General features: G+C 69.9%; 11 protein-coding genes. 1 reads left to right on the forward strand and 10 read right to left on the reverse strand.

Features of this window, described 5'->3' with window-relative positions:
• Position 1 precedes the first annotated feature (1 nt).
• A complete protein-coding gene (locus tag VIL76_RS04350) occupies positions 2 to 1321 on the reverse strand; it encodes a hypothetical protein (RefSeq protein WP_332043771.1) in 1320 nt (439 codons plus the stop codon).
• Positions 1318 to 1590 (reverse strand): metal-sensitive transcriptional regulator, encoded by a 273-nt coding sequence (locus VIL76_RS04355; RefSeq protein ID WP_332043772.1) that lies wholly within the window; start codon positions 1588 to 1590, stop codon positions 1318 to 1320. The genes VIL76_RS04350 and VIL76_RS04355 overlap by 4 nt, the downstream gene beginning before the upstream one ends.
• 94 nt (positions 1591 to 1684) lie before the next feature.
• Here VIL76_RS04355 and VIL76_RS04360 point away from each other — a divergent pair, with 94 nt between their 5' ends.
• A complete protein-coding gene (locus VIL76_RS04360) occupies positions 1685 to 4051 on the forward strand; it encodes a heavy metal translocating P-type ATPase (protein ID WP_332043773.1) in 2367 nt (788 codons plus the stop codon).
• On the opposite strand, the gene VIL76_RS04365 is transcribed toward VIL76_RS04360, so the two are convergent.
• The 8 genes from VIL76_RS04365 to VIL76_RS04400 all read right to left on the reverse strand — a co-directional run bounded on the left by VIL76_RS04365 (position 4048) and on the right by VIL76_RS04400 (position 11543).
• Positions 4048 to 4680, reverse strand: coding sequence for a chemotaxis protein CheX (locus VIL76_RS04365; protein ID WP_332043774.1), 633 nt, complete (start codon positions 4678 to 4680; stop codon positions 4048 to 4050). The genes VIL76_RS04360 and VIL76_RS04365 overlap by 4 nt on opposite strands.
• Before the next feature lie 114 nt (positions 4681 to 4794).
• Entirely contained in the window at positions 4795 to 6732 is a 1938-nt protein-coding gene (locus VIL76_RS04370) for a PAS domain S-box protein (RefSeq protein WP_332043775.1), read from the reverse strand.
• Positions 6719 to 7378, reverse strand: a complete 660-nt coding sequence (locus tag VIL76_RS04375; RefSeq protein ID WP_332043776.1) for a chemotaxis protein CheX — start codon at positions 7376 to 7378, stop codon at positions 6719 to 6721. Before VIL76_RS04375 ends, VIL76_RS04370 begins: the two co-directional genes overlap by 14 nt.
• Positions 7375 to 7752, reverse strand: a complete 378-nt coding sequence (locus tag VIL76_RS04380; RefSeq protein WP_332043777.1) for a response regulator transcription factor — start codon at positions 7750 to 7752, stop codon at positions 7375 to 7377. Before VIL76_RS04380 ends, VIL76_RS04375 begins: the two co-directional genes overlap by 4 nt.
• Before the next feature lie 88 nt (positions 7753 to 7840).
• Complete coding sequence (locus VIL76_RS04385; protein ID WP_332043778.1) at positions 7841 to 9712, reverse strand: chemotaxis protein CheA; 1872 nt, start codon at positions 9710 to 9712, stop codon at positions 7841 to 7843.
• On the reverse strand, positions 9709 to 10095 hold the full coding sequence (locus VIL76_RS04390; RefSeq protein WP_332043779.1) for a response regulator: 387 nt from the start codon (positions 10093 to 10095) through the stop codon (positions 9709 to 9711). Before VIL76_RS04390 ends, VIL76_RS04385 begins: the two co-directional genes overlap by 4 nt.
• Positions 10088 to 10939: a protein-glutamate O-methyltransferase CheR gene (locus VIL76_RS04395; protein WP_332043780.1), complete on the reverse strand. Its 852-nt coding sequence runs from the start codon at positions 10937 to 10939 to the stop codon at positions 10088 to 10090. The genes VIL76_RS04390 and VIL76_RS04395 overlap by 8 nt, the downstream gene beginning before the upstream one ends.
• A complete protein-coding gene (locus VIL76_RS04400) occupies positions 10932 to 11543 on the reverse strand; it encodes a HEAT repeat domain-containing protein (RefSeq protein WP_332043781.1) in 612 nt (203 codons plus the stop codon). Before VIL76_RS04400 ends, VIL76_RS04395 begins: the two co-directional genes overlap by 8 nt.
• Position 11544: the final 1 nt, after the last annotated feature.

The raw sequence follows: 11544 nt of genomic DNA on the forward strand, positions 1-11544 counted from the left end.
GCTATTCGATCTTCACCCGCACGAAGGCCATCGCGCCCGTGGGGTCGCCGCCATAGGACGCCTCGAGCCCGCCGGGGACCCAGTTCTTCGCCACCAGGCCGCCCACGCCGAACTTGACGTTCTTCGCCACCTGCCAGTCGCGCACCGCGCCGATCGAGGCCTTGGCGACGGTATAGGTCTCGCCGTGATGGCCGTGGCCGGCGTCGAGCTCGTTGTTCTCGGCGCGCTCGGCGCGGGCGAAGATCGTCCAGGCGGCGTTCGGCTTCACCGCGCTCTCCAGCACCCAGGCGTCCAGCTGCTCGCCGTGCGCCGCCGAGCGGCGGCCCCAGGCGGCCGTGGTCGACCACCAGCCGTCGTCGCCGAACGGGACGGTGTGGATGGCGCTGGCCGACCACTTGGTCACGTCCTGGTCCGGATCAAGCGCCTCGACGCTCTTGGCGTCGGCCCACGAGGCCTGGAGTGACCAGTTCGGCGTCGGATTCCACGACAGCCGCACGGCGGTGGAGTCGAGCTTGGGGTTCTCGATGTCGAAGCGATCCTCGTCAGGCTCGCGGCCCTTGAACCGTGAGACCTCGACCTTCCAGTCATCGTGGATGTAGCCGGCGGTCACCACGCCGAACACGATGTGGGTCGAGTCCAGCCAGTGGTGGCTGATCGGCGCCTCCGGGCTGTCCATGATCGAGAGCCGGTGCATGAAGGTGGGCGGCCCGAACGCCGGCTCACCAGGGAGCCCCGCGTAGACGAAGACCTTGTCGCTCGGAGTCAGGTCGTGCGTGTAGCGCGCCGACAGCTCCATGAAGAGGTCGTGGGGGTGCTGGCGGTCCACCAGCACGTCGATGGCGTCCGCGCTCTCGCCGGCCGCCAGCAGCAGCGGGTAGCCGCGCTTGCCCATGAACGGGTCCGGGCTGAGCATGGCGTTGAGCTGCAGCTCGCCGGCGTCGAAGCGGCGGGTGGCCATGCCCATGACCATGCCGGAGACGAAGGCCTTCTCGTCGCCCCGCGGCCCCTCCTGCCAGTCATAGACACCGTTCAGGACGGCGTGGGTCATCACGTCCCAGCCGCCCAGCTTCAGGTGCACGCCGTGGTGCGGCGTGACCGACGGCTGCCACGAGGTGCCGGAGGCCCAACGGGTGTCCATGGCCGCGGGCGCGCCGTGTCCCGCGTGAGGATCGGCGGCGGCCGGCGGCGTGTGGCCGGCGTGCGGATCGGCCGGCGCGGTCGGCTGCGGGGCCTGGTGCTGACTGTGGTCGTGCGGCTGGGCGAGCGCGGGCGCCGCCGCGAGCAGGGCTGCGGCGCAGGCGCCTGTAATCAGGGACTTCATCGGGTTCTTTCGAGCAGTTGGATCAGTTCGGCGGCCTTCTGACGCTGCTGGTTCTTGTCGCCCGCCACGATGGCGCCCTCGATGCAGTGGCCGAGGTGGTCCTTCAGCATCTCGGTTTCAACACGCGCGAGCGCGGCGCGGACCGCCTGCAGCTGGGTGAGCACGTCGATGCAGTAGCGGTCTTCTTCCACCATCCGCGCGACGCCCCTCACCTGGCCCTCGATGCGGTTCAGGCGGTTGAGCAGCTTGTCCTTGTTCGGGCGTTCCATGGGACCTCCGGAATGTCGTCAACATATACCGCCTGGGGGTAATTGCAATATGCCCTATGGGGGTATATGTAACCTGGCCGAAGGAGACCGGGAAATGTCCGAAGGCCACCATCACCATCACCATCACGACCATCACCACCACGACCACGGCGCCGACCCGGGCGACGGAAAGACCGCAGTGGACCCGGTCTGCGGCATGCGGGTGAACCCGCACACCACGGCGCACAAGGCCGAGCATGCGGGCCGCCCGTACTACTTTTGCTCGGCCGGCTGCCGGACCAAGTTCGTCGCGGACCCGCCCAAGTACCTGGAGAAGGATCAAAGGGCGCCGGAGCCGGCGCCTGCACCTGGCGCCATCTACACCTGCCCCATGCACGCGGACGTCCGACAGGTCGGCCCCGGCTCGTGCCCGATCTGCGGCATGGCGCTGGAGCCCGAACTGGTAACCGCCGACAGCGGGCCGAACCCCGAGCTGGCGGACATGTCGCGGCGGTTCTGGGTCGCCCTGCTGCTCGCCATTCCGGTGTTCACGCTGGAGATGGGCGGGCACCTGTTCGACCTGCACCACTACATCTCGCCGGCCGTTTCAGGATGGCTGCAGCTCCTGCTTGCGACGCCGGTGGTGCTGTGGGCCGGCTGGCCCTTCTTCGAGCGCGGCTGGGGGTCGCTCAAGACCCGCAACCTCAACATGTTCACCCTGATCGCCATGGGGATCGGCGTGGCGTGGCTCTACAGCGTGGTCGCCACCCTGGCGCCGGGCATCTTCCCGCCGCAGTTCCGCGCGGCCGACGGGACCGTGCCGATCTATTTCGAGGCCGCCGCCGTGATCACCGTGCTGGTCCTGCTGGGCCAGGTGCTGGAACTGCGCGCCCGCGAGCGGACGTCAGGCGCGATCAAGGCGCTGCTGGACCTCGCGCCGAAGACGGCGCGGCGGGTGCGCGAGGATGGCTCCGACGAGGAGGTCACGCTGGACCTCGTCCAGCCCGGCGACCGGCTGCGCGTGCGGCCCGGCGAAAAGGTCCCCGTCGACGGCGAGCTCCTGGATGGCCGCGTCTCCATCGACGAGTCCATGGTGACGGGCGAGTCGATGCCGGTGACCAAGGAAGCCGGCGCGAAGGTGGTCGGCGGCTCCATCAACAAGACCGGCTCCTTCGTGATGCGCGCCGAGAAGGTCGGAGCCGACACCCTGCTCGCGCAGATCGTGCAGATGGTGGCGAGCGCCCAGCGCAGCCGCGCGCCGATCCAGCGTATGGCCGACCAGGTCTCCGGCTGGTTCGTGCCGGCGGTGATCGCCGTCGCGGCCCTGGCCTTCGCTGGCTGGGCGGTGTTCGGGCCCGAGCCCAGGTTCGGGTTCGGCCTGCTCGCGGCTGTGTCGGTGCTGATCATCGCCTGTCCGTGTGCGCTCGGTCTGGCCACACCGATCTCGATCATGGTCGGGGTGGGGCGCGGCGCCCAGGCCGGCGTGCTGATCAAGAACGCCGAGGCGCTGGAGCGCTTCGAGAAGATCGACACCCTGATCGTCGACAAGACCGGCACCCTGACCGAAGGCCGCCCCGCGGTGACGGCGATCCAGCCGGCGGCGGGTTTCGACAAGGCCGAGCTGCTGCGGCTGGCCGCGAGCCTGGAACGGGGCAGCGAGCACCCCCTGGCCGACGCCATCGTCCGCGCAGCGCGCGAACGCGAGCTGGCGCTCTCGGAGCCGGCCTCGTTCGACTCTCCCGTAGGCAAGGGTGTGTTGGGCGAGGTCGGCGGCCGCCGCGTCGTGCTCGGCTCCGGCAAGTTCCTGAAAGAGCAGGGCGTCGACACCGCCGCACTAGAGGGGGAGGCCGACGCGCTGCGCGGCGACGGCGCCACCGCCATCTTCATGGGCGTCGATGGCGAGGCTGCGGCGGTGTTCGCCATCGCCGACCCGGTGAAGGCGACCACCCCGGAGGCCGTGCGCGCGCTGAAGGCGGAGGGTGTGCGGCTGGTGATGATGACCGGCGACAACCGCACCACGGCGCTGGCCGTGGCGGCCCGCCTGGGAATCGACGAGGTGGAGGCGGAGGTCCTGCCGCAGGACAAGGCCGCGGTGGTCGAGAAGCTGCGCGCCGAGGGCCGTAGGGTGGCCATGGCCGGAGACGGGGTGAACGACGCCCCGGCGCTGGCGGCGGCCGAAGTCGGTATCGCGATGGGCGCCGGCTCCGACGTCGCCATCGAGAGCGCCGGCGTGACGCTGCTCCACGACGACCTGCAGGGCATCGTCAAGGCGCGCCGGCTCTCGCGGGCGGTGATGCGAAACATCCGCCAGAACCTGTTCTTCGCCTTCGTCTACAACGCCGCCGGCGTGCCCATCGCGGCTGGGCTGCTCTATCCCCTGACGGGCCAGCTCCTGTCGCCCGCCATAGCGGCGGCGGCGATGGCGCTGTCGAGCGTCAGCGTCGTCGGCAATGCGCTGCGGCTGCGGGCCGCCAGCCTCTAACGCGAGGGCTCAGCTCCGCCGGTTTCCCGCTCGACGAAGGCTTGGACCAGCTGCTTCAGCGCCTGCAGCGACGGCAGGTCCATGAGCAGCGCGATGTAGCCCCGGATCCGGCGGCCGCCGACGGCGAAGTTGATGTACACGAACAGCACGGTCGTCGCGGCCGAGCGCGGGAAGAGGTCCCGCGCCTGGCCGCGGACGAGGTGTGGCACATTAAGCGCCAGCGTGCGGTCCAGCATGTTCGCGATCGTGCCGAGGCAGGCCTGGATCACTACGTTCCCGGTTTCGCACAAGGCTTCGGGCGCGAGCTCGGGCAATTGCTCCACGGACGCGATATCGCGCGTGACGGCGCGCGCCAGCTCCAGGCTGCTGGCTTCGGGGAAGATCAGCAGCGCGCGGCCCGAAACATAGCCTGCGAAGTGCTGCTCCACGGCGACGAGCTCTCCAACCCGTGAACCCCCGATCATCTCGGCCGCCTGGTCGGGGGTGACGGTGGAGATCGCAGGGACGGTGAGGAGCACCTCCTCCCCGACCATCTCGCGCAGCCCGGCGGCCGCCCGGCCGACGCCAATGTTCACAAGTTCGCTGAGCGCGTCGAGCTGAAGCTCGTCGAGCGTGTCGGCCCCAGGCATCAACGGGCTTGCCCCCGGACCATGACACCAGATGAACTCATGGCGCGCTCCCCCAAGAGTGGTCGGTAGCGAGCCTACGGCGGGCAGCGATGTGGATCAATGTTCAGGCCCGGATTACCGGAGCGCGGCCAAAGCCGACGCGAGTTCCGCCTCCCGGAAGGGCTTGGTGAGGCGAGGCAGGTCCGGCGCAACCTCGTCGAGGTCCGCATAGCCGGAGATGATCAGGATCGGCAGCTCGGGTCGTGTGGTCTGGCATTCCCGCGCCAGTTCGGTGCCGGTCATGCCGGGCATCAGATGGTCCGTCACAACGAGAACCAGCCTGGGATCTTCCAGGCGCTGCAGCGCGGCCTGGCCTGAACTGGCCTCGATCACGGTATAGCCGAGGTCACCGAGCATCTGAGCGGTGGCGGAACGGATGAGGTCCTCGTCGTCGACCAGGAGCACATGGCCGGCGCCCCTCTCGTCGTCGAGCGTCGCCACCGCTTCCTCCGCTTTGGCCCCATCCCCTGCGGCAGCCGGGAGCCAGATCTCGACGTTGGTCCCCATGCCCGGCGCGCTCGAAATCTCCAACGAGCCCCCAAGCTGGGCGGCCAAGCCGTGGATCATCGAGAGCCCCAGCCCGGTGCCCTTCCCGATCCCCTTGGTGGAGAAGAACGGTTCGATTGCCCGGCCAAGCGTGGCCTCGTCCATCCCGTGCCCTGTGTCGGACACCGCGAGGACGACGTAGCGGCCGGGGCTGAGTTTGGACTTCGGGCCGGCGTCCGCCGCCCGCGCGGAGATTGTCAGCACGCCGCCATCGGGCATGGCGTCCCGGGCGTTCACCGCCAGGTTGAGGAGGGCCATCTCCATCTGGTTCACGTCGGCGCGCGCCGACGGCAGCCCCTCCGCCACATCCTGCACGATGCGGATCCGTGGCCCGATCGTGCTGCCGACCAGCTCCGACATGTCGTTCACGAGCTTGGCTATGTCCACGGCCGTCGGTTGAAGCGGCTGGCGGCGGGCGAAGGCGAGAAGGCGCTGAACCAGCGTCCGGGCTCTTTCGGCCGACTGCAGCGCCCCCTCGATCAACCGCTGTGCACGCTCGTCGCCCACGCCCCGCCGCTGCACCACGTCCAGACCGCCGAGGATCGGTGTCAGCAGGTTGTTGAAGTCGTGCGCTATGCCGCCGGTCAGCTGCCCGATCGCTTCCACCTTCTGCGATTGGCGAAGCTGCTCATGCGCACGCTCGAGCTCGGCCGTGCGTTCGCGAACCCGGTCCTCGAGGCTCTCGTTGAGCGCCCGCAGCGCCGCCTCGTCGGCGCGCCTCTGGTTCACGTCGCGCAGGATCGCGGTCACGAACCAGCCGGAGCCGCTGGACCAGACCGAGGCGGACACGTCCAGGAAGCTGCGACTGCCGTCCTTCCTCAGCGCGGTGACCTCGAGCGGCCAGCTGGAGGTCTCGCCTTGCATGAGGCTGCGAAGGGCGCTCTCCCAGGTCTCCGGCGCCTCGAGCAGTGCGCCCAGGCGCTGGCCGATCAGCTCGACGCCGTTGAAGCCGAGCTCGCGGGCCGCGGCGGGATTGGCCATCTGGATGCGGCCTTCCGCGTCGACCGTCACGATCGGATCCGGCGCGCTGTCGACCACGGCGTCGTAGCGCGCGTTCTGCCGCTTGCGCAGGACGCGCTCACGCTCCGTGGAGACCGTGACGTCCAGCACCTGGACGAGGCAGCTGTGATAGGGCTTCTCCCCCACCGGCCTGACGGCGACGTTGTGGATCAGCTCCTGTCCCGAGCGCGTCTTCAGCGGGAAGAGCCTGGGATGCAGCGCCTGGGTGAGCACGCTGGACGCGCCTGCTTCGAGCGCCTCGCGCATCGCGCCGTCCAGCCGCAGCAGCGACGATCCGGGGAAGATCGCGTTGAGGGTCCGCCCCAGGGCGGCCGGGGCCTCCACCCCGCTTGCCCGGAACATCCAGTCGTTCCAGAGCGTCACGTGGCCACCGGCGTCCAGCACGACGATCCCGGTGTCGAGCGCATCGAGGACGGCGCTGTTCAGGGCGGCGTCAGGACCCGGCATCGGCAGTGGGCGCAGCGTCGCCCGTGGCGCGTGCAATGAATTCCTGCAGCAGCAGCCGCAGCGCCGTCAGCGACGGCATGTCCATCAGCATCGCGACGTAGCCCCGGATGTCCCGCTCGCGGACGGCGAAGTCGATGTAGAGGAACATGACCACATCCCCAGCCTCGGGGGGCGGCTCCAGGCTGAAGAGGTCGCGGCTCTCGCCCCGCAGGATCTCCGGGAGCGACATCTTCAAGCTGCGCTGCAGCATGTTGGCGATGGTGGCGAGGCAGCCGTTCAGGATGATGTTGCCCGTCTCAGCCAGCGCCTCCTGCTCCAGCTCGATGATGTCTTCCAGGGGCAGTTCCCCCCCGGTCACGGCGCGCACGAGCTCCAGGCTCTTGGTCTCGGGGAAGATCAGCAGGGCGCGGCCGGTGATGTCGCCCTCGAAAATCTGGTGGACGGCCACCAGCCGGCTCTCCTCCCGATCGCTCAGGATGCCGATCGCGTCCGCCCGGCTCACCAGCTTCACGTTGGGCACCGACAGCAGGACCTGTTCGCCCACCATCTCGCGCAGGCTGTTGGCAGCTCGACCGACGCCGATGTTCACCAGCTCGGTGAGGGCGTCGAGCTCCAGGTCGGATAAGGTCGTCCCGGCATCTGTCACGCCTTGCCCACCCGCTGTTCCGCCTCGTCAAGGAACGCGGCCAGAGCCGATTCCGTCAGCGGCTTGGGCAGAAAGGCGGCGCCGGCCTCTCCCGCCCGGGTCACGACCTCGCGCTGCACGTTCGCAGAGATGACGGCGACGGGCATCTCGGGCCGGATCATCTTCAGGTCCGCCGCCAGCTCCAGCCCGTCCCGGCCGGGCATGTTGAAGTCGAGGAGCGTGATGTCGATGTCGTTCTGCCGGATCAGCGCCATGGCCTCGGCGGCGTCGGTGGCCTCCACCCGCGCCCACTCGGGACGCAGCGTGTTCAACACCTTGGCGACAGCCATGCGCGCGAGCTTGCTGTCATCGACGATCAGGATCTTGAAAGCCATTGCACCCCCACCTCTGTGCCTCGAAAGGCGCCAGACTGTCCTCTTCGACCCTGAAGCGGCGGCCCGCAAGCCTTTGAATGCGCTCCGCTCACTGCAGGAGCTCCTGCAGGTCCAGGACGATCAGCACCCGGCCATCCCCCATGAGGGTCGTCCCGGCCATTCCGAAGGCCCCGGCGAGCAGGCCTTCCATGGGTTTGAGCATGACGTCCATGCGCTCCCCCAGGCGATCGACGCGCAGGCCGCCAAGTTGCCCGGCGGCCGAGACGACGACGACGGTGATCTCCGCCGTCAGATCCGAGGCCTCGCCTTCGCCCAGAAGCTGGGCGAGGTCGATCAGCGGCAGGGTCCGGTCGCGCAGGACGAAGGCGCGCGCCGCCCCGATCCCGGACACCGCCTCGCCCGGCAGCCGGATGGTCTCCACGATGGCCTCCAGGGGGATGCCGAACATCTGCCCGGCCGACTCGACCGTCATGACCCGGCTCATCATCACCGTGAACGGCAGGGTGAAGCGGACAGTCGTGCCCTCCCCCGCTCGGCTGGCGACATCAACGCGCCCGCCCAGCCGTTCCACGGCCGTGCGGACGGCGTCCATGCCGACGCCACGGCCGGAGAGGCCGGTGACCTGCGCCGCGGTGGAGAACCCCGGGGCGAAGATCAGCTCGACGACTTCGGCAGGACTCATGGCCGCGAGAGCCTCAGGCGCGGCGACACCCTGCTCGAGCGCCTTCTGGCGGACCCTCTCCACATCAATGCCGCGGCCGTCGTCGGCCACCTCGATGATGACGTGCTCGCCGTGCCGGGCGGCGGAGAGTCGTACGGTGGCGCCGGGCGGCTTGCCGGCGGCTTCGCGCGCGGCCGGGTCCTCGATGCCGTGATCGACGGCATTGCGGATGACATGCAGCAGCGGCTCGAACAGCGCCTCCACGATGGCCTTGTCGGCCTCGACCCCCTCGCCGTCGGTCAGGAGGTGGGCCGGCTTGCCGAGCGAGACCACCATCTCCCGGACCAGGCGCGGGAAGCGCTGGAAGACCTGCCGCATCGGCAGCACGCGGATGTTGAGCACCGCCGCCTGCAGCTCGCCAACGAGCCGATCGAGCACGGCGTGCTGGTCGCGCAGTAGGCCCGCCACGTCCTCACCCGCCCGGGCGCGGGCTGCAGCGTGGGCCAGGGCGTTCTTGGCGACCGTAAGCTCGGCGGTCAGGTTGACCAGGGCGTCGACCCGCTCGATGTCGATCCGCAGCCCGCGCGCCACCGGCTCGGCGGTCTCGCGATGCGCGGGAGACGGCCCCTCCGCTAGCTCCAGCCGGCCGCTCAGCACGCCGGCGATCGCAGCCGCGGCGGCGCGCGGATGGGGCAGGGCTTCGGGCCTGGCCAGCATCTCCTCCAGCCGCACCGCGTCGGTCTCGCGGCCGGCATGGCGCAGGACGTTGGCGGCCACCTTGAGGGCCGAGCCCGTCCGTCCGGCGGACGGTTCGCTGGACGTATCGTCGAGCAGGGCGAGCTGCGCGCCCAGCAGCTCGGCGGCGACAACCCCCAGGTCGCCGCTCGGCGCCTCTTGCGCCGCGGGAGCCTCCTGAACGGCGGGTGCGCGCCCGAACCGCTGGACGAGGGCCGCGGCCGCCGTGGCGGCGTCGGGCGGGGGCTCGCCGGTGACCTCCATGGCGTCGAGCCACTGGACGACCTGGTCCAGACAGCTCAGGCAATCGCCGATGAGCCCCGGCGTCACGGCGACGGATCCGGCCCTGGCGGCCGAAAGCACATCTTCGGCGGCGTGGAGCGCCGTCGCCATGGCCTCGAAATCCACGATGCCCGCCGCGCCCTTCAGCGTGTGGAAGGCGCGGAACGCGCCGTCGAGCCGCTCGCGGTCGCCCGGCCGCTCCTCCAGCGCCAGGAGGTCGTGCGTGCCCTGCTCGACGAGCTCCCGGCACTCGATCAGGAACTGTTCGACGAACTCGTTCATGACCGGCCGCTCATCACGGCTGCGTACGCCGTCAGGGTTTCCGGAGCCAGCGGCTTGACCAGATAGAAGTTGGCCCCGGCCGCCTGCGCGGCCGCGCGGTCCTGGGGCCCGGCCTCGGTCGTGGTGACCAGCGCCGGCGTCAGGGACGCGGGGAATTCCTGGCGCCGCAGGACCTTGAGGAAGCTCAGCCCGTCCATCTGCGGCATGTTCACGTCGACGATGAGCAGGTCAAAGGCCGAGACCAGCAGCTTCTCGAGCGCCTCCAGCCCGTTCAGCGCCTCCTCGACCTCGTATCCGGCCCGCTCCAGGGCGTCGCGGTAGTACATCCGCACCAGGCTGGCGTCGTCGATGACCAGCACGCGGGTCTTCGCAGGGTCAGCCATGGGCGCCCTCCATGGGCCTTTGATAGACGATCGCGTCGGCGAACCGACGCACCTGGAACAGCGGCGAGATCCGGCTCATCGATTCCGTATGGCCAAGGCAGATGAACCCGCCCGGGGCCAGGCTGTCGAACAGGTTCTCGGCGGCAAGCCTTCGCGAGGCGTCGTCGAAATAGATCAGGACGTTGCGGCAGAAGACGACGTCGAAGCGGCCGTGGCGTCGCATCTCCTGAGGATCCATGAGGTTCACCGGGGTGAACCGCACGGAGCTGCGAAGGTCCTCGATGATCCGCCAGCTGTCGGGGCCCTCCTGCACGAAGTAGCGGGCCACCAGCTCGGGCGACAGCCGCATCAGGGCGCGCTTGCCGAACACGCCGGCCTCCGCCGCCTGCAGCGCGCGGGTGTCGATGTCCGAGCCGATGATCTCCACGTCGTAGGAGTCCACCGCGGGCCAGTTCTCCAGGAGCCACAACGCGATCGAGAAAGGCTCCTCGCCCGTCGAGCACGGGTTCGACCAGATCCGGATGGTGTCGCCCCGCCGATGGACCTGCAGACGCTCGGCCAGGATGTTCTCCGTCAGGCAGCTGAGCTGGTGCTCCTCGCGGTAGAAGTAGGTCTCGTTGACCGTGAAGGCGTTGATGAACTGCTCGACTTCGCCGTTCAGGTCGCTGCGCAGGCGCGCGAAGTAGCTGGCGAAGGATGTGGCCTGGGTCGCCGCCATTCGATCGTCCACCCGCCGCTGGACGTAGTAGCGCTTGGTCTCGTTGAAGACCATGCCCGTGCGCCGGTAGAGGAACTCGGAGAGCCGGCTGAACTCTTCTTCTGAAAGGGGGACGGGATCAGCCAAGCAGGTCGCCTGGCCGTGCGGCGATGCGTTCGGCGGCCACGCGGGCGGAAAAGACCAGGAAGGGCTGGTCCGCGAAGCGCGCCTCACAGCGCGCGAGCGCGGGCAGGACGCCCGGCCCGCCGACCTCGGCCAGGACCTCGATCGCCGCGCCGCAGACGTTCGCCTCCGCCTCCCGCTCGAGCAGCTCGGCCAGCAGCTGCGACGCCTCGGGCCCGGGCAGCTCACGGACCACCTCGCAGGCCAGCAGCCGTACGTCGGCGTCGGGGTCATCCAGAAGCGCGGGAAGGCTCGTGGCCACGGCCGCCGGCATGGCCCTGAGCGCGTCCAGGGCCGCGGTGCGCAGGCCGGCGTCGTCTGAGCGCACATAGGGGACCACGGCGTGCGCGGCGGCCGGCGTGGAGATGCGCGCCAAGCTGGTGAGGATGGCCTCCCGGACCCGGGGATCGGCTTCCACCGCGAGCGCCTCGGCCAGGGCGTGGACGTCCCCGACGGTGGCCGAGGCGCGGGCGGCGTGCCAGCGGGCGTCGGCCGACGTCGACCTGAGGTCGGCGGCCGGGGCCGAGGGCGGCGATTGCGCGTCGGCGGGTTTGCGGATCAGGGGCATG

The organism is Phenylobacterium sp., from assembly GCF_036563285.1.
Taxonomy (GTDB): domain Bacteria; phylum Pseudomonadota; class Alphaproteobacteria; order Caulobacterales; family Caulobacteraceae; genus Phenylobacterium.